Origin of the sequence: Microbacterium sp. NPDC089987 (assembly GCF_044748505.1) — a bacterium.
GTDB lineage: Bacteria > Actinomycetota > Actinomycetes > Actinomycetales > Microbacteriaceae > Microbacterium.
Map to the genome: position 1 here is coordinate 594,262 of NZ_JBIVGE010000001.1, position 26,057 is coordinate 620,318.

Annotated in this window: 19 protein-coding genes; 8 read left to right on the plus strand and 11 right to left on the minus strand. The window is 70.3% G+C overall.

Annotated features, from left to right (window positions below; genetic code table 11):
• Positions 1–21 precede the first annotated feature (21 nt).
• From ACIPV2_RS02715 to ACIPV2_RS02725, 3 genes are read left to right on the plus strand one after another with little or no spacing between them, the layout of a single operon-like run.
• Positions 22–1,893, plus strand: a complete 1,872-nt coding sequence (locus tag ACIPV2_RS02715; protein WP_400838165.1) for a phosphoenolpyruvate carboxykinase (GTP) — start codon at positions 22–24, stop codon at positions 1,891–1,893.
• 50 nt (positions 1,894–1,943) lie between these two features.
• A complete protein-coding gene (locus ACIPV2_RS02720; protein WP_400838168.1) occupies positions 1,944–2,792 on the plus strand; it encodes an alpha/beta fold hydrolase in 849 nt (282 codons plus the stop codon).
• Positions 2,789–4,216 (plus strand): diguanylate cyclase domain-containing protein, encoded by a 1,428-nt coding sequence (locus ACIPV2_RS02725; RefSeq protein WP_400838171.1) that lies wholly within the window; start codon positions 2,789–2,791, stop codon positions 4,214–4,216. The genes ACIPV2_RS02720 and ACIPV2_RS02725 overlap by 4 nt, the downstream gene beginning before the upstream one ends.
• An 80-nt stretch (positions 4,217–4,296) precedes the next feature.
• On the opposite strand, the gene ACIPV2_RS02730 is transcribed toward ACIPV2_RS02725, so the two are convergent.
• Positions 4,297–6,195 (minus strand): ABC transporter ATP-binding protein, encoded by a 1,899-nt coding sequence (locus ACIPV2_RS02730; RefSeq protein WP_400838174.1) that lies wholly within the window; start codon positions 6,193–6,195, stop codon positions 4,297–4,299.
• 327 nt (positions 6,196–6,522) lie between these two features.
• Here ACIPV2_RS02730 and ACIPV2_RS02735 point away from each other — a divergent pair, with 327 nt between their 5' ends.
• Positions 6,523–7,554 carry a S66 peptidase family protein gene (locus ACIPV2_RS02735; protein ID WP_400838177.1) on the plus strand — a complete coding sequence of 344 codons (1,032 nt, stop codon included), beginning with the start codon at positions 6,523–6,525 and terminating at the stop codon, positions 7,552–7,554.
• A 3-nt stretch (positions 7,555–7,557) separates the two neighbouring features.
• On the opposite strand, the gene ACIPV2_RS02740 is transcribed toward ACIPV2_RS02735, so the two are convergent.
• From ACIPV2_RS02740 to ACIPV2_RS02780, 9 genes are all read right to left on the minus strand, one after another.
• Positions 7,558–7,971 carry an MmcQ/YjbR family DNA-binding protein gene (locus ACIPV2_RS02740; RefSeq protein ID WP_400838180.1) on the minus strand — a complete coding sequence of 138 codons (414 nt, stop codon included), beginning with the start codon at positions 7,969–7,971 and terminating at the stop codon, positions 7,558–7,560.
• Between the two features lie 174 nt (positions 7,972–8,145).
• Positions 8,146–9,600 carry an MFS transporter gene (locus ACIPV2_RS02745; protein WP_400838182.1) on the minus strand — a complete coding sequence of 485 codons (1,455 nt, stop codon included), beginning with the start codon at positions 9,598–9,600 and terminating at the stop codon, positions 8,146–8,148.
• A 58-nt stretch (positions 9,601–9,658) separates the two neighbouring features.
• Entirely contained in the window at positions 9,659–10,015 is a 357-nt protein-coding gene (locus ACIPV2_RS02750; RefSeq protein ID WP_400838185.1) for a Fe-S protein, read from the minus strand.
• Between the two features lie 31 nt (positions 10,016–10,046).
• A complete protein-coding gene (gene ribH, locus ACIPV2_RS02755) occupies positions 10,047–10,523 on the minus strand; it encodes a 6,7-dimethyl-8-ribityllumazine synthase (protein ID WP_101187322.1) in 477 nt (158 codons plus the stop codon).
• A complete protein-coding gene (gene ribA, locus ACIPV2_RS02760; RefSeq protein ID WP_101187321.1) occupies positions 10,520–11,788 on the minus strand; it encodes a GTP cyclohydrolase II in 1,269 nt (422 codons plus the stop codon). The genes ribH and ribA overlap by 4 nt, the downstream gene beginning before the upstream one ends.
• Entirely contained in the window at positions 11,785–12,516 is a 732-nt protein-coding gene (locus ACIPV2_RS02765; RefSeq protein ID WP_400838189.1) for a riboflavin synthase, read from the minus strand. Before ACIPV2_RS02765 ends, ribA begins: the two co-directional genes overlap by 4 nt.
• The gene (gene ribD, locus ACIPV2_RS02770) at positions 12,516–13,556 is read right to left on the minus strand and encodes a bifunctional diaminohydroxyphosphoribosylaminopyrimidine deaminase/5-amino-6-(5-phosphoribosylamino)uracil reductase RibD (protein ID WP_400838192.1); all 1,041 of its coding nucleotides are present in this window, start codon (positions 13,554–13,556) and stop codon (positions 12,516–12,518) included. Before ribD ends, ACIPV2_RS02765 begins: the two co-directional genes overlap by 1 nt.
• A gap of 247 nt (positions 13,557–13,803) precedes the next feature.
• Complete coding sequence (locus ACIPV2_RS02775; protein ID WP_400838195.1) at positions 13,804–14,667, minus strand: Fpg/Nei family DNA glycosylase; 864 nt, start codon at positions 14,665–14,667, stop codon at positions 13,804–13,806.
• Between the two features lie 30 nt (positions 14,668–14,697).
• A complete protein-coding gene (locus ACIPV2_RS02780) occupies positions 14,698–15,261 on the minus strand; it encodes a GNAT family N-acetyltransferase (protein WP_400838197.1) in 564 nt (187 codons plus the stop codon).
• A 22-nt stretch (positions 15,262–15,283) separates the two neighbouring features.
• On the opposite strand from ACIPV2_RS02780, the gene rarD reads away from it, so the two are divergent.
• From rarD to cydC, 4 genes are all read left to right on the plus strand, one after another.
• Positions 15,284–16,297, plus strand: coding sequence for an EamA family transporter RarD (rarD, locus tag ACIPV2_RS02785; RefSeq protein ID WP_400838199.1), 1,014 nt, complete (start codon positions 15,284–15,286; stop codon positions 16,295–16,297).
• 48 nt (positions 16,298–16,345) lie between these two features.
• Positions 16,346–19,882: a transcription-repair coupling factor gene (gene mfd / locus ACIPV2_RS02790; RefSeq protein ID WP_400838202.1), complete on the plus strand. Its 3,537-nt coding sequence runs from the start codon at positions 16,346–16,348 to the stop codon at positions 19,880–19,882.
• 93 nt (positions 19,883–19,975) lie between these two features.
• A complete protein-coding gene (locus ACIPV2_RS02795) occupies positions 19,976–21,595 on the plus strand; it encodes a DUF222 domain-containing protein (RefSeq protein WP_400838204.1) in 1,620 nt (539 codons plus the stop codon).
• 43 nt (positions 21,596–21,638) lie between these two features.
• A complete protein-coding gene (cydC, locus tag ACIPV2_RS02800; protein WP_400838207.1) occupies positions 21,639–25,034 on the plus strand; it encodes a thiol reductant ABC exporter subunit CydC in 3,396 nt (1,131 codons plus the stop codon).
• Between the two features lie 201 nt (positions 25,035–25,235).
• Here the strand turns inward: cydC and ACIPV2_RS02805 are convergent, their stop codons facing one another.
• Positions 25,236–26,045, minus strand: coding sequence for a M56 family metallopeptidase (locus tag ACIPV2_RS02805; protein ID WP_400838209.1), 810 nt, complete (start codon positions 26,043–26,045; stop codon positions 25,236–25,238).
• Positions 26,046–26,057: the final 12 nt, after the last annotated feature.

The following is a 26,057-nucleotide window of genomic DNA, read 5'->3' on the forward strand; positions in this document are numbered from 1 at the left end:
CACTCGTTTGAAGGAGCTCCCATGGCACTCGCCGACACGTTCACGTCCCGGGCCGATGCCGTGGCGCCTGTCAGAGGCACCGGCGAGGTGCCCGCGTACGACACCCCTGCGATGGCCGAGCTGCGCGCCTGGGTCGACCGCATCGCTGCGCTCACGCAGCCCGCTCGCGTGCACTGGGTCGACGGATCCCGCGCCGAGAACGACGCGCTGCTGCACGAACTCGTCGACGAGGGCAAGCTCGTCAAGCTCAATCCCGAATGGAGACCAGGCTCGTACCTGGCCCGCTCACACCCCAGCGACGTGGCGCGCACCGAGGGGCGCACGTTCATCGCCTCCGAGCGCGAGCGCGACGCCGGCCCCACCAACAACTGGACCGACCCCGCCGCCATGCGCAAGACGCTCGACGGGCTGTTCGAAGGCTCGATGCGCGGCCGCACCATGTACGTCATCCCGTTCTCGATGGGACCGGTCGGCGGCAAGCTCTCGCACATCGGAGTGCAGGTCACCGACAGCGCCTACGCCGTGGCATCCATCGGCATCATGACCCGCGTCGGCGACGCGGTCACCCGCCAGATCGCCGACGGAGCCCCGTGGGTCAAGACAGTTCACTCGGTCGGCGCCCCGCTCGAACCGGGACAGGCCGATGTGCCCTGGCCGTGCAACGACGAGAAGTACATCGTGCACTTCCCCGAGACGCTCGAGGTCTACTCGTACGGCTCGGGCTACGGGGGCAACGCGATCCTCGCGAAGAAGTGCTTCGCGCTGCGCATCGCGTCCGTCATCGCGCGCGACGAGGGGTGGCTCGCCGAGCACATGCTGCTCATCCGGGTGACCGACCCGAAGGGCAAGGCGCACCACATCGCCGCCGCGTTCCCGTCCGCCTGTGGCAAGACCAACCTCGCCATGCTGCGGCCGACCATCCCCGGCTGGACCGTCGAGACACTCGGCGACGACATCGTCTGGATCCGGCCCGGCGACGACGGCCGGATGTACGCCATGAACCCCGAAGCCGGATTCTTCGGCGTGGCGCCGGGAACGGGCGAGTCGACCAACGTGACCGCTGTCGAGACGCTGTGGGGCAACACGATCTTCACCAATGTCGCGCTGCGCCCCGACGGCGACGTGTGGTGGGAAGGGCTCACCGACACCCCGCCCGCGAAGCTCACCGACTGGCAGGGCAATCCGTGGACGCCGGATTCCGATGGACCCGCTGCCCACCCCAACTCGCGCTTCACCGTCTCCGCTGCGCAGTGCCCGCAGATCGCCGAGGACTGGGAGAACCCCGACGGAGTGCCCCTCGACGTGATCCTCTTCGGCGGACGCCGGGCGACCAACGTGCCGCTCGTCGTGGAGGCCACCGACTGGAGCCATGGGGTGTTCATCGGCTCCACCATCTCGTCGGAGCGCACCGCGGCGGCCGAGGGCACCCTCGGTGAGCTGCGCCGCGACCCGTTCGCCATGCTGCCCTTCTGCGGATACAACATGGGCGACTACTTCGCGCACTGGCTCAAGGTGGGGCGTTCGCTGCGCTTCGACCGTGCACCGCGCATCTTCCAGGTGAACTGGTTCCGCCGCGGCGACGACGGCCGCTTCCTGTGGCCGGGCTTCGGAGACAACTCGCGCGTGATCGACTGGATCATCCGTCGCATCTCGGGCGAGGTCGTGGCCCTCGACAGCCCGATCGGCCGCCTGCCCCGGCGCGAGGATCTCAACCTCGAGGGCCTGGCGATCACAGAGGCCGATCTCGACGAGCTCTTCGACGTCGACATCGACGCGTGGCTCGCCGAAGCGGATTCCACCGAGGAGTTCTACGCCATGTTCGGCGACGCGCTGCCGTCTGCGCTGCGCAGCGAGCTGGAGGCGCTGCGGTACCGGCTCAACGCCGCGCGCTGAGCTCCTCGCACTTCTTCGGTAGTGTCGGGCGTGAGCTCTGAGGAGGACACGTGACGGAAACCAGCACCCACTCTCCTGCACACGCATCCGCGATGGATGCTGCGCACGACGACGTCCTGCGGCGCAACGCCGTGACGATGATCGGCGGGGGTGAGGGCCGCGTCATGGTCTTCGGACACGGGTACGGCACCGACCAGACCACCTGGCGGGCCGTCGCCGACCGTTTCGCCGACGATCGCCGCGTCGTGCTGTTCGACTACGTCGGCTCGGGTCGCTCCGACCTCTCGGCGTACGACCAGCGGCGCTACGACTCGCTCGAAGGCTACGCCGACGACCTCATCGAGGTGATCGAGGCAGCGGATGCCCGTGACGTGGTGTTCGTCGCGCATTCCGTCAGCGGCATGATCGGCGCACTGGCCTCCATCCGCCGGCCGGACCTGTTCTCGCAGCTGATCATGATCTGCCCCTCCCCGCGATACGTGAACGACGGCGACTACGTCGGCGGCTTCGACCGCCAGGACGTGCTCGATCTGCTCTCCGCCATCGAGGCGAACCAGCCGGGCTGGGCGGCCTCACTGGCGCCGGCGGTCACCGCCCGCGAGGACCTGCCCGAGGTCACCGAGCGGGTGCGGGACCTGTTCGCCACCACGGCGCACGACGTGGCCACCCACTTCGCCCGCGTCGTCTTCTTCAGCGACGTGCGGCACCGGCTGAGCGAGATCTCGGTGCCGACCACGGTTCTGCAGTCGGTCGGCGACATCATCTGCCCGCCGCACATCGGAGCGTATCTGCAGGAGCGCATCCCGACGTGCGACCTGGTGCGCCTGGACTCCGCCGGACATTTCGTGCACCTGACGGACTCCGATCTGGTCGCGGATCAGATCAGACGCGCGCTGTGACCGGCGCTGGAGCCGACTCCCTGGATCTGCTCGAGCACACGCCGGTCGCCGTGTTCGTGCTGGGTGTCGACGGCACGATCCTCGCTCACAACGCCGGGATGCAGGTGTGGCTGGGCGCCGAGGGATCGGCGAGCGATGACGGTCTTCGCGGGCGGAACATCGTGGAGTGGCTGACCGCGGCATCCCGCATGCTGTATGAAACCCAGGTCATGCCGCGACTGCTGGAGACGGGGCGTCTGCGCGAGGTCATGCTCGAGACCCGGGACAGCTGGGGTGAGCGTCGGGCCGCGCTCGTGAACGCCGAGCTGCGGCACGCCGACGACGGCAGGGCCGTGGCCTACGTCGCAGCCGTCGAGACGACCGCGCGCGCCGCGTTCGAGAAGGAGCTCGTGGCCGCCCGTCGCGAGACCGAGCTCGCCCATCGCCGGCTGATGCTGCTGCAGGATGCCACGAGCGCGCTCGCCGTGGCGAACGGCCTGGGCGACCTGGGCGAGACGCTCGTGAGCGCCGCGAGCAGGGCGACATCCGCAGCCTGGACGTCCGTCCGGCTGGTCGACCGCTCGGACGAGACGGACATCGCCGTACGCGAATGGGGCCAGGCGCCCCCGGGAGTGACGCTCGCGGCCAGGCCCGCGTCCCCGGGACAGCAGCTCGTCTGTCGTGACGCCGAGCAGATCGCTCGCGCTGTGCCGCAGGATGCCGCTGCGCTGCGCGCGGCCGCCATCGAGGCGCTCGTCACCACACCGATCGTCCGCGCGACCGGGGAGCGCACCGTCGTCCTGGGACAGATTCGCTGCTGGTTCCGTCGGGCGCGCTCGTTGGAATCCGACGAGCTCGAGACGCTGCGCGCCCTTGCCGCTCAGGCGGAGCGGGTCGTCGACCACCTGCGGCTGCGTGATCAGCTGCAGCACCATGCTCTGCACGATGGTCTGACCGGGCTGCCCAATCGGGTGCTGTTCGCCGAACGGCTGCAGCGGATGCTGCACCGCACGGGGCTCGACGGCGAGCCGTGCGCGGTGCTCTTCCTCGACCTCGACGGCTTCAAGGGCATCAACGATCGTCTCGGGCACGGTGTCGGCGACGAGGTGCTGCGTATCGTCGCCGCACGCCTGCAGCGCGTGTGCCGGGTGAGCGACACGGTCGCCAGGCTCGGAGGGGACGAGTTCCTCATCGCCGCGAGCGGGATGGACGACGCAGAGACGGCGCGATTCGCGGAGCGGGTGAGGAGAGTCGTGCGGGAGCCGCTCGACGGCGCCGCCGCCGGGTCGCCGCTCTCGGCGAGTGTGGGTGCGGTGCACTGGCGGCCCGGGGCCGACTCCGCCGCGCCGTCCGCCGATGAGGTGATCGCCGCGGCCGATGCGGCGATGTACCGGGCGAAGCGCGCCGGCAAGGACGGCGTACAGGTCGACGCCCTCGTGCGCTGAGCTCACTCCGCCATCGGAAGTCTCAGTCCGTTCGCGTCCGATGTGTGCGACGGCCGGATGCCGGCCGGCAGGCCGCCGGATCAGACCAGCAGCTGATGGCGTGCCAGGTCGCGGTACAGCGGCGTGGATTCGATGAGCTCGGCGTGCGTGCCCTGTCCCACGACCACGCCGTTCTGCAGCACCACGATGAGGTCGCTGTCGACCACGGTCGAGAGGCGGTGCGCGATCACGAGCAGGGTGCGATCCGCGGCGGCCGCGTCGATCGCCTCGCGCATGCGCTGCTCGTTCACGCCGTCGAGGGAGGAGGTCGACTCGTCCAGCAGCAGGATCGGCGCCTCGGTCAGCAGAGCGCGCGCGATGGCGAGGCGCTGGCGCTCGCCGCCGGAGAGCATCACGCCGTCCTCGCCGACGGGCGCTGCCAGGCCCAGCGGGCTGCGCTCGAGCACGTCGCCGAGGTTGACCGAGCGCAGCACGCGCTCGCAGTCGGCATCCGAGGCATCCGGTGCGGCGAGACGCAGGTTCTCGCCCAGCGTGCCGGCGAGGGTCGGTGCGTCCTGCTCGACGTATCCGAACTGCGCGCGCAGCTGCTCGCGCGGGTAGGTGCGCACGTCATGTCCGGCAAGGCGGATGGAGCCGCCGGTCGGGTCGTAGAAGCGCTCGATGAGCGAGAGGATCGTGCTCTTGCCGGCGCCGCTCGGCCCGACGAGGGCGACTCGCGCGCTGCGCGGCACCGCGAACGAGACGCCTTTCAGCACGTCGCGGTCAGCAGGATCTTGGGTCCCTGAGCCTGTCGAAGGGCGCTCGGACGCGCGCTCCAGGTGCGCGTCGACGAGCACGGTCTGAGCCTCTTTGGCCGCCGCCTCGCGAGCGGCGATGACGGCGTCGGGGTAGCGGAAGCGCACGTCACGGAACTCGATCGCGGGGGCGCCCACGACCGGGGCGGACGCGGCGGTGGCATCCGGCTCGTCGTGCTGCGTCTCGGTCGGCAGATCGAGCACCTCCTGGATGCGTCCTAGGGCACCGAGTGCCTGATTCACGGAGGTGATCGCGCCGAACGCCTGCCCGAGGGGCATCACCAGCATGAACAGGAACATGATGAACGTCACCAGCGAGGCGATCGTGAGGGCTCCGGATGCCACGCGGAACCCGCCTACGCCGAGCACCGCCAGCAGCGACAGCTGCAGCGCGACGCCCGCGACGGGGACGACCATCGATGAGATCTTCGCGATGCGCACGCCGAGGCCGTACGCGTCGCCTGCCAGGCCCGCGACTGCTGCGGTCTCGCGTTCCGTGGCACCGGAGGCGCGCACCGTGCGGATCGACGAGATGCCTCGCTCGACTCCGGATGCCAGTTCTCCGACCTTCTGCTGCTGCGCGGCCGATGCCGTGCGGATGCGGCCGCTCAGCAGCACGACCACGACGACCGAGACGCCGATCACGACGACGATGAGCAGCAGCAGGAGCGGGTCGATGACCAGCATCGCGATGAGCGCGCCGAGGAACAGGATCGCGCTGCCGACGGCATCCGCGAGCCCCTGCGTGAGCACGGCGTAGAGCAGCGTCGTGTCGGTGCCGACGCGTGAGACGAGATCGCCGGTGCGGCGGGCATCGAACTCGCTGATCGGCAGATGCAGGATGCGGGCGATGAGCTTGCGGCGGCTCGAATACACGACCGCGGTGCCGGTGCGCTGCAGCAGGTAGTGCTGATAGCCGGAGATCACGGATGCCGCGATGACGAAGCCGATCAGCAGCCACACCAGCGCCCCGAGCGGCTGCGCCTCCTGCACGCGCGCGATGAGCTGCCCGACGAGCAGCGGCTGCGCGAGCGATGCGGCCGCGCCGACGACGCTGAGCACCGCGACGACGACGAGCACCTTCTTGTGCTCGAACAGGAAGGGGAGCAGCTGGCGGAACGTCGCGCGCGGGCCTTCCGGCTGCGCGCCGCGCCCGCGGCGGCGTGACGGCGCCGTGCGAGACATGGGACCTCGATCTCAGGAGAGTGTGTGCCAGGGCATGCGGGAGCCGGGCATCGGCTCTATTGTCTGCCGAACTTCTTATGCGCGGCCTGTTTGGCCCGGCATCCGGCGCGCCCGATTCCGGCATCCTGACCGACATCCGGATGCCCGGGGCGGTTTCCTCCGGATCTCGGGCGGTTCTCCGGATCTCGGGCGCTCGAGCGGGGGAGGCGGGTTGCCGGTGCGCCCGATTCCGGCATCCTGACCGACATCCGGATGCCCGGGGCGGTTTCCTCCGGATTCCGGGCGCTTCTCCGGATCTCGGGCGCTCGCGCAGGGGAGGATGGTCGGATGCTCATCGCCCCGAAACTGCAGCCAGGAGATCGCATCGCCGTCCTCTCGCCCGCGTTCGCCGCGCCGGTGGCCGGCCCAGAGGTGCATGAGCAGGCGCTTCGGCGATTGGCCGAGTCAACGGGCCTGATTCCCGTCGAATATCCGACCACGAGGCAGCTCGATGCGAGTCCGCAAGCGCGGGCCGCCGACATGAACGCCGCGCTCGCCGATCCTGCTATCCGGGCGATCATCGCGACCGTGGGCGGCAGCGACCAGATCCTCGTGACGCCGCACCTCGACAGCACGCTCGCCGCCGCCGACCCGAAGCCGTTTCTCGGGTACAGCGACAACACGAACATCCTGAACTGGCTGTGGCGGCACGGCGTCCCGGGATTCTACGGCGGCTCCACCCAGGTGCACCTGGGGCCAGGGCCTCGGGTCGACGAGATCCACCTGCGCTCGCTGCGCGCCGCGCTGCTCCACGGCGGTGAGCTGGAGATCACCGAGCCGGGGGAGTCGGAGGACTTCGGCCGGCACTGGGACGACCCGGCAGCCTTGACCGAGTACGGCGACCGCGAGCCGACAGAGCCATGGACGTGGGCGGGCCCTGCGAAGAGCGTGACGGGGCGCACGTGGGGCGGCTGCCTCGAGGTGGTCGACCAGCTGGCACTCGCCGACCGGATGCCCACGAACCACGAGCTCGCCGGAGCGATTCTGCTGCTCGAGACGAGCGAGCGGCTCACCCCGGCAGGGCGAGTTCGCGAGCAGCTGCGCGGCTACGGCGAACGAGGACTTCTTGGCGCCGTCGCAGGCGTGCTGTTCGCCCGCCCGCCCGTGAGCTCGTTCGAGGTTCAGCCCGGCGCTGCCGAGAGGGCCGCGCTGCGCGCCGCGCAGCGGGATGTCGTGATCGAGATGATCGGTCGGTACAACCCGGATGCCGTGGTGTGCTTCGGCGTGCCCTTCGGGCACACGCGTCCGCAGTGGATCCTGCCGTACGGCGGCCATATGACGCTGGATGGAGCCGCCGGGATCGTCAGAGCGTCGTACTGACCGTTATTCGGCGAGTCCGTTCTCGACGAGCCAGGCCCTTCTGACCGTCGCCGGCACGCGCAGCAGCCAGGCGTCGGTGAGCGTCTCGCGCAGCAGCTGCGTGTCTATCTCGTCGAGTCGGGTGAGCACGGCCGGATAGCCGTCGAAGTGCGGGATGGTGAAGAACGCCCGCGGGTGCGTCTCGATGAGCGCGGACTTGTCCTGCTCGTTCTCGACGTGGATGCCGAGGACGACGCCGGCAGGCCACTCCCGGCCGAGGTCGGAGAGCTGCTCGAGGTCGCGCTTGCTCGGCGGCCGCTCCCAGGCGATCTTCCCGGCGCTGGTACGCCAGCACGCCCCGCCGCGGTGCCCTTCGACGGCCTCCGTGACGCGCGGAAAGCCGAGTGCGATGCGGCGCACATCCTCGATGGTCGCCATGGAGTCAGATTACGCCGGGCATCCGCCCGAGACCAGGCATCCACCGCGAGATCCGTCATCCGCCGAGATCCGGTCCGCCCGAGAACCGGCATCCACCCCGAGATCCGGATGCCCGGGGCCCGCTTCTGCGGAGCCCGGGCGGTCGTCCGGATCTCAGGACGTCTGCGACAGAGGTCAGCGCTGCGCGGCGACGCCCAGGTCGGACTCGTAGTCGTGGTCCTTCGTCTCAGGCGACAGCCACAGAGCGATGAAGGTCAGCACGGCCATCGCCGACAGGTACACGCCGACCAGCCAGGGGGAGCCGTCGCCGATGCGCCACAGCTCCACCGCGATCAGCGGAGCGACCGCGGCACCGAGGATCGACGACACGTTGTACGCGATCGCCGAACCCGAGTACCGCACGTTCGTGGGGAACAGCTCGGGCAGCAGTGCGCCCATCGGGCCGAAGGTGGCGCCCATGAGCAGGAAGCCGAGGACGAGGAAGCCCTGCACGACGGCAGTGGTGAGTGCCGGGTCGTCCTGCGGCATGAGGAACAGGTTGAAAGTGAGACCGAAGACGATGATGGCGCCCGTCACCCACAGCAGCAGCTTCCGGCGGCCGATGCGGTCGGCCCAGGGTCCGGAGAGCAGGGTGAAGATGCCGAAGAACACCACGCCCACGATCTGCATGATCACGAACTGGGTGTACCCGAAGCCGAGGCCGGGGTAGAACTGCGCGGCGAAAGCGCTCGGGTCGAACGGCTTGCCGGCGGCCTCCGCGGCCTTCTGCGCGGCGGCAGACGCCACCTCGAGAGAGCCGGCCTTCGTGCCATAGGCGAGCGTGAAGTTCGTCATCAGATAGAACAGCACGTAGGTCGCGAGCATGATGAACGTGCCGAGGATCAGCTGCTTCCAGTGGTGACGGAACACCGTCGCGAGCGGCAGCTTGCGGATACGACCGGTGTCGGCCGCACGTGTGAAGGTCTCGGACTCGACGAGCTTGAGGCGCACCCATAGGCCGATGATGACCATGACGGCCGAGAACAGGAACGGCACGCGCCAGCCCCAGCTGAGGAACGCCTCGGACTTCAGCGTCGCGTCCGTCTCGTGCGGCAGCAGCGCGTTGATGGCGAGGAAGATGCCGTTGGCGATGATGAAGCCCAGCGGCGCCCCGAGCTGCGGGAACGACCCGTACCAGGCGCGCTTGCCGGCCGGCGCGTTCTCGGTGGCAACCAGCGCGGCGCCCGACCATTCACCGCCGAGGGCGAATCCCTGCGCGAGGCGCAGCACCAGCAGCAGCAGAGCCGCCCACCAGTTGATCTGCTGGAAGGTCGGCAGCAGCCCGATGAGGAAGGTCGCGATGCCCATCGTGAGCAGCGACGCGACCAGGGTGGCCTTGCGTCCGAACTTGTCGCCGAAGTGCCCGAAGACGACGGCGCCGATCGGTCGTGCGATCATCGCCGCGCCGAACACGCCGAACGAGGCGAGCAGCGACGTGGTGTCGTTACCGGTCGGGAAGAACAGCACGGGGAAGACGAGGACCGCCGCGGTCGCGTAGACGTAGAAGTCGTAGAACTCGATCGTCGTGCCGACGAGGCTGGCCAGGATCACCCGGGAACGGGGATTCGCCGGTGCGGTGGTCGTTGTCATGCGTGCTCCTCAGGTGTGCAGAACCTTTGGGAGTCTAATCGGCCGGTGAGCCGCCGAATCACCAGATGACGGCGATACCCGCGTTCACCAGAGTCAGCACGCCGATGCCCCAGAACAGCGCCGACGGCACCTGGCCACTCTTGCGCTGTCGGGCCTGGCCGATGCCGAGCAGGGCGCCGATGATCAGCAGCACGACGAGCTTCGTGCCGATCTTGGCGTAGTTCATCTCGACGCCCTCGGGCAGGCCCCAGGGAGCCGCGAGCGCCAGGCCTGCCACGGCGGCGATCGTGACGCCGATGTGCATCAGCTTGACGATCTCGCGCTTGCCGCCGAATGCCTGCACCGCCCACGCTCCGAAGAGCACGGCGAAGCCGACGAGGTGAACGAAAAGGACGAGGTGGCGCAGGGTCTCCATGACCCCAGGCTATCCGGTCTGGCGTGACGGCTCAGCCGCGCAGCGCGCGGACGACGAGAGCCGTGCGCAGAGCCGCATCCGCCGCCTCGGCGCCCTTGTCCTCCTTCGAGCCCGCAAGGCCCGCTCGGTCGAGGCCCTGCTGCTCGTCGTCGAGGGTGAGCACTCCGAAGCCCACCGGCTTGCCGGCATCCAGGGCCACTCTGCTGAGCCCGTCGGTGGTGGCCGCCGACACGTACTCGAAGTGCGGTGTGCCGCCGCGGATGATCACGCCGAGCGCGACCACGGCATCCGCCCCGCCGGCGAACGCCGCCTGCGCGGCGACGGCCAGCTCGAACGAACCGGGCACGCGCACCAGCGTGTGCGCGGCGCCTGCCTCGTCGAGCACGCGCTGCGCGCCGGCGATGAGGCCGTTCGAGATCGTCTCGTGCCAGGTGCCCGCGATCACGACGACGCGCAGTCCGCTGCCGTCGACCGGGGTGTTCGGGGTGGGGGCTCCTGCGCCGCTCATGCGTCGTCCTTTCCGAGGGCGCGGGCCAGCTCGTCCGCGCCGATGATGTGACCCATGCGATCGCGCTTGGTCTCGAGGTACTGGTGGTTGTTGGGCCCGACTCCGACGATCAGCGGCACCTGCTCGACCACATCGAGCCCGAGGGCCTGCAGCTTCTCGACCTTGTCGGTGTTATTGGTGAGCAGGCGCACCTTCGAGATCCCCAGGTCGGTGAGGATGCCGGCGGCGGCCGCGTACTCGCGGGCGTCTGCGGGCAGGCCGAGCGCGAGGTTGGCGTCGACCGTGTCCAGGCCCTCCTCCTGCAGCGCGTATGCGCGCAGCTTGTTGATCAAACCGATGCCGCGCCCTTCGTGACCGCGCATGTAGATGACCACGCCGCCCTCCTGGTCGATGCGCTTGAGGGCCGCCTGCAGCTGCGGGCCGCACTCGCACTTCTGCGATCCGAACGCCTCGCCGGTGAGGCACTCCGAGTGCACGCGCACCAGCGCGGTCTCGCCGGGAGTGCCCGACACGACGGCGATGTGATCGGTGCCGCTGACGCGGTCCTTGTACGCGAGGAAGCGGAAGGTGCCGTGGTCGGTCGGAACGTTGGCGTCGGCGCGCAGGCTGACCCGGCGACCGGAGCGCCGCGCGAGGCAGTCGGCCTCGTCGCGCGGGTCGACCTCGTTCAGGTGCGCGATGAGCTGCTCGATGGTGATCACCGGCACGCCCTCGCGCGCGCCGAGCTCGAGCAGCGCGGGCAGGCGCATCATGCTGCCGTCGTCGGCGACGACCTCGGCGATGGCGCCGACCGGCTGCAGTCCGGCGAGCCGCATCAGCTCGACGGCCGCCTCGGTGTGCCCGCCGCGTTCGCGCACGCCGCCGTCGACGGCGCGCAGCGGCAGGATGTGGCCCGGACGGATGAGGCTGGTGGGGACGGATGCCGGGTTCGCCAGCACATTGAGTGTCAGCGCGCGGTCATGAGCGCTGATGCCGGTGGTGACGCCCTCGGCGGCGTCGACGCTCACCGTGTACGCCGTGGTGCGGGCGTCCTCGTTGGTCTCGACCATGGGCGGCAGGTTCAGCTGGTCGGCGAGGTCGGCGGGCATCGGCGCGCAGATCAGGCCCGAGGTCCAGCGCACCATCCAGGCCATCGTCTCGGCCGTCGCGAGCTCGGCGGAGATGATGATGTCGCCCTCGTTCTCGCGGTTCTCGTCATCGGCGACGATGATCGGCCTGCCGGCGCGCAGCGCGTCGAGGGCATCGGAGAGGGGGGAAAGGCTCATCGCGAGCCTCCTTCCGTAAGGGTGCGGAACGCGAGCAGGCGCTCCACGTGACGGGCGAGGATGTCGGTCTCGAGGTTGACGACGTCGCCGGGCTCGAGAGTGCCGAGGATGGTCGCCTCGAGTGTCTCGGGGATGAGCGAGACCTCGAACCAGTGCTCGTCTGTCTGGGCCCCTGAGCCTGCTGTCTGGGTCCCTGAGCCTGCTGTCTGGGTCCCTGAGCCTGCTGTCTGGGTCCCTGAGCCTGCTGTCTGGGTCCCTGAGCCTGTCGAAGGGCTACTCACGGCGCTCACGGTGAGCGAGGTGCCGGCGACGCTGATCGAGCCCTTGTCGACGACGAGCGCTGCGAGGTCGATGGGCAGGCTGATGCGCAGCACGCGCCACTGGGCGCCCGGTCGCACCTCGAGCACCGTGCCGACGCCATCGACGTGACCCTGCACGATGTGGCCGCCCAGGCGCGCGCCGACGGGCATAGCCTTCTCGATGTTCACCCGCGAGCCGACCTGCACGGCGCCCAGAGCGGATACGTCGAGCGTCTGCTTCATGACATCGGCATCGAAGCTCGTCTCGGTCGAGCCGACGACGGTGAGGCACACGCCGCTGACGGCGATGGACTCGCCGTGCACGGCATCCGCTGCCGCCTTCGGCGCGTGCACCGTCAGCCGCCATCCGTCGCCCGACGCTGAGATCGCGGCGATCTCGCCGATCTCCTCGATGATTCCGGTGAACATCAGCTTCCTTCCTCTCCTGCGGCGGGATCCGCCACAGGGTGTGCGATGGCGAGCAGATCGGCGCCGAGGGGCATCCACTGCTCGACCTTCAGGCGCAGGGCGTCGTCGATCGTGGCGACGCCGATGTCTGTGAGTGCGAGACGCTCGCCGCCGAGCAGCACCGGTGCGATGTAGGCGAGCACGGTGTCGGCGAATCCGGCGGCGATGAACGCGCTCGCCAGCGTCGGTCCGCCCTCGACGAACACGCGCTGCACGCCGCGGGCGCGCAGATCGGCGAGCACGGCGGCCAGGTCTCGGGTGTCGTAGAACAGCGGGGCGTGCGGATGCCGGTGCACGGCGGCGCCGGCAGGCGTGCCGCGCGAGCCGATCACGACGGGGATCGGCTGGTGCGCGTACAGGCTGTCGCCGTCGCGCGCGGTGAGCGCCGGATCGTCGGCGAGCACGGTTCCGGTGCCGACGACGATCGCATCGGCCTCGGCTCGGCGCCGGTGCACGTCGGCGCGGGCGTCGGCTCCGGTGATCCACTGGCTGGTGCCGTCGGATGCCGCGGCTCGGCCGTCCAGGCTCTGGGCCCACTTCACGGTGACGTGCGGGCGGCCCAGCCGCTGCACGCTCAGCCAGTCCTCGATGAGTCGGCGCGAGGCATCCGCCTGCTCGCCGGCGACGACCTCGACGCCCGCCGCGCGCAGTCGCTCGGCACCGCCGCTGGATGTGTCACCCGGGTCGTCGAGCGCGTAGACGACGCGCGTGATGCCGGCATCGATCAGCGCCTGCGCGCAGGGGCCGGTTCGTCCGGTGTGGTTGCACGGTTCGAGCGTGACGACGGCGGTGGCGCCGGATGCCTGTCCCGGTGCGAGCTTCGAGATCGCGTCGACCTCGGCGTGCGGGGTACCGGCGCCGCGGTGCCAGCCCTCGGCCAGCACGGCGCCTGCCGGGGAGAGGATGACGGCGCCCACCTGCGGGTTCAGACCGCGCGGACCGTTCGCCGCGAGCGCGAGGGCGCGATGCATGGCGTCGCGTTCGGCCTCGGTCACTGCCATCGGTCATCCTTCTCTGGGTTCCCGGGGTCTGCAGCGCACGCGTACGCCACGTGCTGCCTCTCTTCCGGACTAGCGAGCGGATGCTCGCATCACCGTCGGTTCCGGAATCCCACCGGATCGGCGCCTGTCACCAGGCGTTCGCGGACTGTCACCGCCGGTTCGGATTCACACCGACCCCGGAGCACGTTGATGCTCAGAGTCTAGTCAACGTGCCTCTGGACGATTCATTCCTCGTAATACAGCTCGGTCATTTCAGCAGGCGCGAGAGCCGGCGGTCGGCGAGCACCTTGCCACCCGTCTGGCAGGTGGGGCAGTACTCCAGCGACCGGTCGGCGAAGAACACGCTGCGCACCGTGTCGCCGCAAACCGGGCACGTCTCGCCGCGGCGAGCGTGCACCTGCATCCCGCGCCGCTTCGCATCCTTCAGATCCGCGGGCGGCTTTCCTGCGGCCTCGTCTATCGCTTCGCGCAGGGTGCTCTGCATGGCGTCGTACAGCCGATCGATCTCGGCGTCGTCGAGGTTGGCCGCCGGCGCGTACGGCGACATCTTCGCCGCGTGCAGGATCTCATCGCTGTACGCGTTGCCGATACCAGCGATCAGCCCCTGATCGCGCAGCAGCCCCTTGATCTGAGTGCGCCGACCGGCGAGCAGCGCGGCGAACGCATCCCGGGTGAACGCGGCGTCGAGCGGGTCGGGTCCCAGCCGGGCGATGCCCGGCACGTCGCTCGGGTCGCGTGCGACGTAGACGGCGAGCGACTTCTTCGTGCCGGCCTCGGTGAGGTCGAACCCGCTGCCGTCGTCGAGCGCCACCCGCATCGCGATGGGGCTCCGGCCCGGCTTGATGAGGGTCGTCGGAAGCTCGTCGTACCAGCGCAGCCAACCCGCTTTGGCAAGGTGGAAGATCAGGTGCAGATCGCCGCCGAACGCGAGATCGATGAACTTGCCATGCCGCGCGGCGGCGGTGATCGGGGCATCCTGCAGCGCGGTGACCGGAGGATCGAACGTCTTCAGCGCCGCGATCGCCGCGACGCTGATGCGCGTGACCGTTCGCCCCACCGTGCGGGCGGCGAGGAAGTCGACCAGTCCCTGAACCTCCGGCATCTCGGGCATGCCGTCATCCTGTCACGCATCTCGTGCGGCTCACAGCACCGGCCACACCACCGGCGTGCGGTCGTCGGACGCCAGCAGTCCCGCGACCCAGCCGTCATCCCGGCCGCGCGGGCTGGTCAGGCCCTGGCGCAGCAGGCCCTCGTAGTGGAAGCCGAGCGAGCGCGCGGTGCGGGCCGAGGCGACGTTGCCCGCCACCGCTCGCCAGGCGATCCGGGCGAGCCCCAGCTGATCGAACCCGTAGTCGATCACGGCGCGAGCGGCTTCGCCCATGAGCCCCTGCCCGCGGAACTCCGCCACACCCCAGAACCCGATCTCCGCCTCACCGCCGTGGGGATGCGCGGTGATGCGGTGCAGGCCGATCATCCCGGCGAGTGCGTCGTCCTTGCGGATCGCCCACACCGTCTCGACGCCGTCCGCCCACCATCCGGCGACCAGCTCGACGAAGTCGGCCGCGTGCTGTCGCGTGTAGGGACTCGGCACGGTCGTCCAGCGCGGAACCTCGGGGTCCTGACAGGCGGCGGTGATCGCATCGATGTCGGCTTCGGTCGGGATGCTGAGCACGAGCCGCTCGGTGCGCAGGGAGACGGGGTCCATCCGGCAACGTTATCGGCAGCCGGTGGACGGCGATATCCTGAGACGCGATGCGCCGGCGGTCGCCGGTGCGCAGAAGGAGGCGGACGTGGCGGTGCAGCACACATCGCCTCGCGGTGTGCTGGCGTCCGTGCTCGCCTCGGTGCTGTTCGGTGTGATCTTCTTCCTCGCCGGCATCCTGAGCTCGTCCGCAGAGGTGGTCTTCGCCTGGCGCATCCTCGTGACCTTCGCCTGCTACGCGCTCGCCCTGCTGCATCCGCTGGCGCGCGAGCAGCTGCGCCTGCTCGGCCGGCGCCTGCGCGCACGATGGTGGATGCCGCTGCTGCTGGCCGGCCTCGCCGCGATCATCGGCTTCCAGCTCTGGCTCTTCATGTGGGCGCCCATGCACGGGCACGCCCTCGACACCTCGCTCGGCTATCTGATGCTGCCCATCTGCCTCGTGCTCGGCGGGCGCTTCCTGCTGGGGGCGCCGGTGAGCCGGATGCAGTGGCTCGTCGTGTCTCTCGCAGCCGTCGCCGTCGTCGTGAAGGTCGCCGCCACCCCGCAGCTTTCGTGGGTCACTCTGGCGATCTGCCTGCCGTACACCGTCTACTTCGTGGTGCGCCAGCGCTTCGGACTCGACGGTCCGATCGTGTTCGGTGCCGAATCGCTGCTGATGGTGCCGCTGGCGGTGATCTTCCTCATCACTGCCGCGCCCGGCGCTCTGTCGGCTGCGGAGCTGTCGGGCCTCGCGGGCATCGGCCTGGCCAGCGCGGCCGCGATGTCGCTCTATCTCGCGGCAGCGACACTGCTGCCGCTGCCGGTGTTCGGCCTGCTCAGCTATGTCGAGCCGGTGCTGCTCGTGGGGGTCGCGCTGCTGCTGGGGGAGCGGATGCAGGGCGCCGATGCCCTGGTCTATCTCATCCTCGCCGTCGCGCTCGCGGTGCTGGCGGTGGAGGGGTTCCGGGGCTCGCGGCGCAGCCGACGGGGGCGCCGCGACCTGCCGTTGCCCAGCGATCCCGGTGCTCCCGGCTTCGGCGAGCCCGACGCGATGCGCTGAGCGAGCGACAGCGAGCCCGACGCCCACCGTCGCGGCTAGAATCGTCCGGTGACTGTTCCGGGGATTCTGCGCGCCTTGGAAGAGGCGAACCTGTACCGCGACGCCCTCACCTGGGCGCAGACCGATGCCGAGATCTCGGCGGTCGACGGGCTCGACGTCCCGATCATCGCGGGTCTGCTGCGCAAGCGCGCATCGGCCGGCAGACCGGCATCCGCCCTCGTCATCACGCCCACCGGCCGTCGCGCAGAATCGGTCGCCGCCGCGCTCGCCGCCTACCTGGACGACGCCGAGATCCTCACCTTCCCCGCGTGGGAGACGCTGCCGCACGAGCGGCTGAGCCCCAGCCCCGACACGGTCGGCAAGCGACTCGACACGCTGCGCCGCATCGTGACCTGGACGGGTGAGAAGCCGCTCGTCGTCGTGGCCTCGGTGCGCGCTGCGCTGCAGCCGCTCGCCGCCAACCTCGGCGACGCCGCACCCCTCGAACTGCGTGTCGGCGGGCGGGGCATCGAGCTGGAGGACGCGGTCGAGCAGCTCGTCGAGCGTGCCTACTCCCGAGTCGACATGGTCTCGCGCCGTGGCGAGTTCGCCGTGCGCGGCGGCATCCTCGACGTCTTCCCGCCCACGGCCGATCACCCGCTGCGGGTGGAGTTCTTCGGCGACGAGGTCGACCAGATCCGCGCCTTCTCGGTGGCCGACCAGCGCTCTCTGCCGGGAGATGTCGAATCGGTCTCGCTCGCGGCGAGCCGCGAGCTGCTGCTCACCGCCGAGGTGCGCGAGCGCGCCGGCGAGCTGGTGGGCCGCTTCCCCGCGATGTCGGCGATGCTCGAGAAGATGTCTCAGGGCATCCCGGTCGAGGGCATGGAATCGCTGCTGCCGGTCGTCTCCGGTCCGCTGATGACGCTCGCCGAGTACCTGCCCGAGGGGTCGGCCACCGCCATCGTCGACCCCGAGCGCGCCAGCTCGCGCGCGCAGAACCTCGGCGAGACGAACCGCGAGTTCCTCGACGCGGCGTGGAGCGCCGCGACCTCGGGCGCCTCGGCGCCGATCGATCTCGGCGCGGGGGACTTCATCAGCCTGGGGCGCATGCGCGAGATCGTGCACGAGCGCGACGGCGTCTGGTGGCGGGTCACCCCGTTCGCCGTCGACGACGATGCGGCCGAGAATCTCGATGCGTCGATCATCCCGTCGTTCCACGGAAACGTCGACGGTGCGATCGCGTTCGTCGAGGCGCGGCTCGGGGAGGGCTGGCGTGTCGTCGTCATCTCATCGGGGCAGGGGCTCGTCGAGCGCGCGCGAGATGTGCTCAGCGACCGCGGCCTCGCCGCGCGGATCGTCGCGCAGCTCACCGACGAGCCGGAGGGCGGGGTGGCGACGCTGGTCGCCGGGTCGGTCGAGTCGGGTTTCCAGGTGCCGGATGCCCGGATCGCGGTGCTCACCGACAACGAGTTCTACGGCCGCACGATCGGCGGCGACCAGCGCACGGTCAAGAAGCTGGCGTCGCGCCGACGCAACGTCGTCGACCCGCTGCAGCTCAAGCAGGGTGACTTCGTCGTGCACTCCACGCACGGCATCGGCCGCTTCGTGGAGATGACCAAGCGCGAGGTGTCGTCGGGCGGGCGGAACGCGGTGAAGACCACCCGTGAGTACCTCGTGCTCGAGTACGCGCCCTCGAAGCGCGGCTACCCGGGCGACAAGCTCTTCGTGCCGACGGATCAGCTCGACCTGCTCTCGAAGTACGTCGGTGGTGACGCGCCCACGCTGTCGAAGATGGGCGGCAGCGACTGGGCGGCCGCGAAGGGCAAGGCGCGTCGGGCAGTGCGCGACATCGCCGTCGAGCTCGTGAAGCTGTACTCGGCGCGGATGAGCTCGAAGGGTCACGCGTTCGGGCCTGACACGCCCTGGCAGCGCGAGCTGGAGGAGGCGTTCCCGTTCGCCGAGACCCACGACCAGCTGCAGACGATCGAGGAGATCAAGGCCGACATGGAGCGGCCGATCCCGATGGACCGCCTGCTGTCGGGCGACGTGGGCTTCGGCAAGACCGAGGTCGCCGTGCGCGCGGCGTTCAAGGCGATCCAGGAGGGCAAGCAGGTCGCGATGCTCGTGCCGACGACTCTGCTCGTCAAGCAGCACCTCGAGACGTTCACCGAGCGCTTCGCCGGGTTCCCGGTGAAGGTGCGCCCGCTCTCGCGGTTCCAGAGCGACAAGGAGGCCCGCCTCACGCTGCAGGGCCTGGTCGACGGCTCGGTCGACATGGTCATCGGCACGCACCGCATCCTCACCGACCAGGTCATCTTCAAGGATCTGGGGCTCATGATCATCGACGAGGAGCAGCGCTTCGGTGTCGAGCACAAGGACGCGCTGAAGAAGCTGAAGATGAACGTCGACATCCTCGCGATGAGCGCAACGCCCATTCCTCGCACGCTCGAGATGGCGGTCACCGGCATCCGCGAGATGTCGACGCTTCAGACGCCGCCGGAGGACAGGCATCCGATCCTCTCGTTCGTCGGCCCGCGCAGCGACAAGCAGATCGCCGCGGCGATCCGCCGCGAGATCCTGCGCGAGGGGCAGGTGTTCTTCGTGCACAACCGCGTGCAGTCGATTCAGCGCGTCGCCTCCGAGCTCGCCGAGCTCGTGCCGGAGGCGCGCATCGCCGTGGCGCACGGCAGGATGGGCGAGCACCAGCTCGAGCAGGTGGTCGACGACTTCTGGGAGCGCAAGTACGACGTGCTCGTCTCGACCACCATCATCGAGACCGGGCTCGACATCTCGAACGCGAACACGATCATCATCGACCGCGCCGACAAGTACGGACTCTCCCAGCTGCACCAGCTGCGCGGCCGCGTCGGGCGAGGACGCGAGCGCGCCTACGCCTACTTCCTCTACGACGACATGAAGCCGCTGAGCGAGACGGCCGCCGACCGCCTGCAGACCATCGCAGTGAACAACGAGCTCGGCTCGGGCATGCAGGTCGCGCTGAAGGACCTCGAGCTGCGCGGCGCGGGCAACCTTCTCGGCGGCGAGCAGGCCGGGCACATCGCCGGGGTCGGCTTCGACCTCTACCTGCGCATGATCGGCGAGGCGGTGGCGACGTTCCGCGGCGAGGACACGAACTCCGAGGTCGAGCTGCGCCTCGAGCTGCCGGTGGATGCCCGCATCCCCGAGTACTACATCGACAGCGAGCGGCTGCGCCTGGAGGCCTATCAGAAGCTGTCGTCTGCGGCCACGGTGTCGGCCGCAGACGATGCCATCGACCTGGTGGTCGAGGAGCTCGTCGACCGCTACGGGGCCTTCCCCGACGAGGTCACCACGCTGGTCACCGTGGCGCGTCTGCGCCGGCGAGCGGCGCGGGCCGGCCTGTCGGATGTCGTCGCGATGGGCTCGAACCTGCGCATCGCGCCCGCCCGCTTCGAGGACTCCATGAAGGTGCGCCTGCAGCGGCTGTATCCGAAGGCCAAGCTGGTCGGCGGGGGAGAGGCACTGGTCGTGCCGATGCCCACTGATGCCGATCTGATCGAGTGGGTCGGCAACCTGTTCACAGCGATGTTCCCCGAGCCGGTGAAGGCAGAGCCCGCAGGCGTCTGACGGCACTCGCGTCGTTGCAGGAGCGGCCGGGAAATTCTTGACAGGACCAGCGGTTTCTCTTGCTTATTCGAAGTTCTGTACTAGAATAGAGGCATGACCTCGGAGCTCGATGCACTTCTTCAGCGGCGTGAGGCGCTGCTCGAGAAGTGGGCGGCGACGCGAGAGCAGATCACTCGCCTCGAAGCTGAGGCTGCTGCACTGCTCGGCAAGCGCTGGGAGCTGTTCGAAGAGGAGATCGCGGCGGAGCCGGGCCACCGGAAGGCCATCGAGCGCTCGATGCTGGCCGAGTACGCGGCGGCGAGCCGGATCTCGAAGGGGTCGATGGAGTTCGCCTTCTCGGATGCCCGAATGCTGGGTCAGTTCCCCGCGGTGCGGGACGCGTTCAGCAAGGGGCGCATCGGCCCGTCGCACGTGCGGCATGTGCTCGCCGAATCCCAGCCCGTGCGCAATGCGGTCGATCTCGGCGACGTGGCTCCCGAGACTCTCGGACTGTACGAGCAGGGGGTGCTGGAGGTCGCGGAGAGAGACACGGCCATGCGCACGAAGGCGCACGCACGTCAGGTCGCTGCCGCGCTCGCCGGTGTCATCGTGATCGAGCGACTCAAGAAGGCTGAGGAAGAGCGGTCGGTGACCGTCCGGTCGGTGGGCGACGGCCTCGCGCTGCTGCAGGCGGTGCTGCCCGAATACCTGGCCGTGGCGATCCACGACCGACTCACCGCGATGGCGCGTCACCTGTCTGGGCGCTCCGACGACCGCGAGGGCATCCTGCCGCCGACCGAGCCCACTGAAGCCGAGTGGGCGGCCTGGGAGGCCGAGTTCCAGGCGCACGAGCGACGTGAGCATGCCCTCGTCGATGCCGACACCGACACCGACGCCGACGCCGACACCGACACCGACGGTGGTGCTGACGCCGAATCCGTCGACGGTGGTGCTCCTGCTGGTGGCGCTTTCCTGGACGATGACCCGTACCCGTTCGGCCTTCCGCCGGAACTCGACCTCAGCTTCTGGACCGATCCTCGGGTCGATCCCGACAGCCCGTGCATCACTCGCCTTCCGGTCTGCCCGAGGACGTTCGATCAACTGCGAGCCGACCTGCTCGCCGACCTGCTGCTCACGTCCGCTCCATCCGAAGCGCATGGAACCGCGCTCGCCGGCATCCGCGCGAGCATCCAGGTCACGGTCGCCGCGACCACTCTCCATGGCGACGACGACCGGCCCGCCGAGCTCGACGGCCACGGGCCGCTGCATCCCGACATCGCACGGTCGCTCGCCGGCGGAAGCACGGGGTGGACGCGACTGTTCCTCACCTCGACCGGCATCATCACCGAGACCGACACGTACACAGCGACCGAGCCGATGAGAAGGTTCCTGCGCGCGCGAGACCAGCACTGCAGATTCCCCGGCTGCCGGATGCCGGTGCACCGCAGCGAACTCGACCACAATCTCGATTGGGCGCTCGGCGGCCCCACGTCGGTCGGCAATCTCGCGCACCTCTGCAAGACCCACCGTGCCCTCAAGCATCCGGATGTTCCGGATGCGGCGCGCTGGACGGCGGGGCAGCAGCCGGATCAGAGCCTCCGGTGGGTCAGCCCCACCGGCAGGATCCACCCCGACCCGGTGCCGCGTCGCGTGATGTTCGTGCCGTCGAGCTCCGAACCCTCCGTCGCCCGGTGGGAATCGCCGGCGGCGCAGCAAGCCGGATCGCCCTTCTGACCCGACGTCCGCTCCCGTCTTCTACGGCCGGTAGAATTAGGATGTGAGCGCCCAACCGACCCACGCCCAACCGACCCAGGCCGACCCCATCCCAAACGACCCGTGGGCGGTCGAGGCGGCGCGCGCTCAGGCTCCCCGTCGCCGACCCGATCTGTCGTCGGTGCCGAAGCGGTCTCTGTACGCACTCGGACTGCTCGCCGCCGCCCGCGCTCTCGGGCTCGTGCTCATCGCCGAGGCGGTCGCCCGCGGGATCGCCGGCCTCGCAGCATCCGGTCTCGCCCCCGACGCGACCCGCACCATCCTCATCCTCGGTGTCGCCGGAGCGCTGCTGCGGGCCGGTGCGGGGTGGGCCGCCTCCGTCGTCTCGCGCCGCGTCGCGACCGACGTGAAGCGCGGCCTCCGCCGGAGTCTGTGGCGGCGCATCGCAGACGGCGGTGGCAGCGGCGGCAGCGGCAGCGGCGGCACCGCCGTGCTCGCGGCCGATGGCCTGGACGACCTCGATGACTACTTCATCCAGTCCCTGCCCGCCCTGATCGCGGCGGCGGGGGTGCCGCTGCTGGTCGGCGCGCGGATCCTGGCCGCCGACGGGGTCAGCGCTCTCATCATCGTGATCACCGTGCCGCTCGTGCCGCTGTTCATGATCCTGATCGGCAAGCACACGCAGCAGCGCACCGACGCGGCGCTCACCGCTCTCACCCGCCTCGCCGATCACCTCACCGAGCTCGCTCGCGGACTGCCGGTGCTCGTCGGGCTGGGCCGCGTCGATGAGCAGACGCGTGCGCTCGACGGCATCCAGCGCCGCTACCGGCAGCGCACGGAGGAGACGCTGCGCTGGGCGTTCCTGTCGGCCCTCGCCCTCGAGCTCATCGCGACGATCTCGGTGGCGGTGGTCGCCGTGTTCCTCGGCCTGCGACTGCTGAACGGCACCATGGCGCTGGAGCCGGCCCTCATCGCACTCATCCTCGCGCCGGAATGCTTAACCGCCCTGCGCGACGTGGGCACTGCCTTCCACGCCTCGCAGGATGGGCTCTCCGCACTCGAACGGGCCAAGGCGCTACTCGGCGGCTCGCGACGGCGCGACGTGCGCGGCGAGGCGACGGGTCCGATCCGCATCGACGGGCTGACGGTCACCTATCCCGGCCGCCAGGCCCCCGCGCTGCGCGCAGTGACGGCGGAGATCTCCGGCATCACGGCGGTCACCGGTGCGAGCGGCGCGGGCAAGTCGACTCTCCTCGCTGCCCTCGCCGGGGTGCTGCCCGCGGACGCAGCGATCTCGGGTGCGGTTCGTGCAGTGGATCCGGATGCCGTGGCCTGGGCGCCGCAGGCGCCGCGCGCCTTCGCCGCGACACCGCGCGAGGAACTCGCCCTGTACGGTGCCGGGCCCGGTGCGCTCGATGAGCTGGGTCTCGGGCGTCTCGCCGACGCGGCGGTCGCCGAGCTCAGCCCGGGGGAGCAGCGCCGCCTGGCGGTCGCGCGTGCTCTCGCGCGGGTGGATGTCGGTGCGCGCCTGCTCGTCCTCGACGAGCCGACCGCGCATCTCGACCCCGTCGCAGCGGACCTGGTGCGCGCGGCGGTCCTGCGCCGCGCCGATCGCTGCGCGATCGTGCTCGCCACTCACGAACCCGAGACGCTGGCGCTCGCAGATCGGTTCGTCTCGGTGGGCGATCCGGTGGCCGACCAGGATGCTGCCCGCGAGGGAGAGCCTCGGGCACAGGAGTCGGGTTCTGAAGAACCGATCCAGTCCGGGCATCCTTCGGAATCGCCGGCACCCTTCACGAGAGAGCCCACCGCCGGGCGGCGCAGCCTCACGCTGGCGTCGCTGCTGCGCCCCCAGGCCTGGCTGTGGGCCGCGTCGATGGCGCTCTCCGCGCTCGCCGCGGGGCTCGCGGTCGCGCTCACCGCGGTGTCGGGCTGGCTGATCGTCCGGGCCAGCGTCGAGGAGTACATCATGTACCTGCTCGTCGCGATCGTGGGCGTGCGGGCGTTCGGCATCGGACGCGCAGCGGGCCGCTACGCCGATCGGCTCGTGACGCACCGCGCGACGTTCCTCGTGGTGGACGCGCTGCGCCTGCGACTCTGGCGGGCGATCGCCGCCCGCGGCGCCGGGTCGCGACGCCTGCTCGAGGGTGGCGCACCGCTGGACTATCTCGTCACGCTCGCCGACGACCTCCGCGACCAGCTGCCGCGCGTCGTCCCGCCTCTCGGCGCGGGCCTGCTGGTCGTCGCGGGAACAATCGTCACGGCGGCGTTCGTCACCCCGCACCTGACCGTGCTGGTCGCCGCCGTGCTGATCGCGGCCGTCATCGTCGCCTCGGCGCTCGCGATCCTCAGCGAACGCGGCGCCACCACCGAGCGCGTGGCGGCGCGGTCGACCATCGTGCGCACGACTGCCGCCCTCGCCTCCGCCGCCGACGACCTGCGCGGGAACGGAGTCGCGGACGAGGCGCTCCGACACCTCGACGCGCACGCTCGGCGGCTCGCCACGGCCGAAAGACGCGCCGCCTGGTCGGCCGGACTCGGCGCCGCCGTCATCACCATCGCGACCACGATGCTCGCCGTGCTCGTTCCGGTGCTCTCACCCGACCTGCCCGCCGAGGCGGCGTCGGTCGTCGCGCTTCTCGCGCTCGCCCTGCTCGAGCCGCTCGCCGCTCTCGTCGCCGGCGTGCATCGCGTCCCCGCGCTGCAGGTGCTGCTGCGTCGTCTCGACGCCGTGCTGCGTCCGGCGCCCAGCCCGCAGTGGGGAACGGCGAACCCGGATGCCCTCCATCGACTCGCCCTTGATGCCGTGACGATCCGCTACCCGGGCACGGCAGCCCCTGCAGTCGAGAACGTCACCGCCGAGGTGGACCGCGGCCGGTGGCTGGTGCTCGATGGGCCGTCGGGTTCCGGCAAGTCGACGCTGCTGTCTGCGGTGATGGGTGCTCTGCCTGTGGCATCCGGAACGATCACCGCCGACGGGCAGCGGATCACGACCTTTGACGAGCGCGCCTGGCGCGATCGAGTCGCCTGGTGCCCGCAGGATGCCTACGTCTTCGACTCCACACTGCGCGGCAACCTGCTGCTCGCGCGCGACCGCGACGACGCACCCGATGACCATGCCCTGCGCGGTGTGCTGGCCCAGGCGGGTCTCGCCGGTCTGCTCGGCGCGCTCGGCGGCGACCTCGATGCTCGCGTCGGCCCCGGCGGCTCCGCCCTGTCGGGGGGTGAGCGTCAGCGGCTCGCCGTCGCGCGAGCGCTGCTCACGCGTGCCGAGATCCTCCTGCTCGACGAGCCGACCGCCCACCTCGATCGGCCGACCGCGGGGGCGATGATGGCCGACGTGCGCGACGCCACCGCCGATCGCATCGTCGTGCTCGTCTCGCACCGTCGAGCCGATCGGCAGGACGGCGACGCGGTCGTGCGGCTCGGCGCTGCGGATGCCGTGGCTGTCGTCGGATGACCGCGCGGAGGTGGGGTTCGACGGCCCGGACGCCGGCTATGGCTCGCCGAGAGCAGGAGAACACGCGCAGGTAGGCCGAATCGCGTGGATCTCTCCTGCGCTCGGGTGTTCGCCTGCGCTCGCGCGGCACCGCGGCACGGGGAACCCAGACTCGCGCGACGCGTGAGCCGGGAGAGCGTCCGCGATGCCGTCCGCGCCGCGTCAGCCGGCGAGCCGGCGGAACCGGTCGCTCACCCGCATCGAACCCGACACCGGCTGATCGGCTCCCGGCACTCCGCTCGCGCCGACCTGAAGGATCGCCCTCGCCAGCACCTCATCGCGCACTTCACGACGCGCGTGGTCGTCGGCGAGCATCTCGACGAGAGCGGCCACCTCGACCTCGGCTCGTGCCGCGATCGGGAACCAGGGCAGCGCCGATCGCCAGGCACGGAACGCGAGCAGCAGCAGATCATGCCGCTGCTCGACGTGCGCACGTTCATGGGCGATCACCGCGACGAGCTCGTCGGGGTCCAGGCGGTCCAGCAGCCCCTGCGAGAGCACGGTCACCGACCTCGGTCCGTTCGGCAGGCAGTACGCCATGGGCACCGCATCGTCGATCACGCGGGTGCGCGCGCGGGTGGGATGCGGCGAGGTCAGCATCTCGAGCAGCGCGAGATGGCGCCGGCGCTGCTTGGTCACCTGCACGATCGTCGCGCCGAGGTGGGTGAGCAGATAGACGGTGAAGAGCAGAGCGGGGATCAGCGCGAGCCATGGATGCCCTGGCAGCGCCGCGTGACCGGCGAGAGCCAGCGCCCCGATCATCGACAGCCCGCCGGCCAGGCCGATCGCCTGCCAGAGCAGCAGCGCCATCACCGGTGCGCGCATCGGCCAGGATGCGCGCGAGAGGGCCACAGGCACAGGCCACGCGAGCGCGATCGAGATCAGGCCGAACGCGATCGCGCCGAAGATGACGACCCCGTGCGGAATGATCAGTGCGCCGCTCTGCGCGGCGTCGGCTGCGGCGGTCAGCATGGCGCCTCGTTC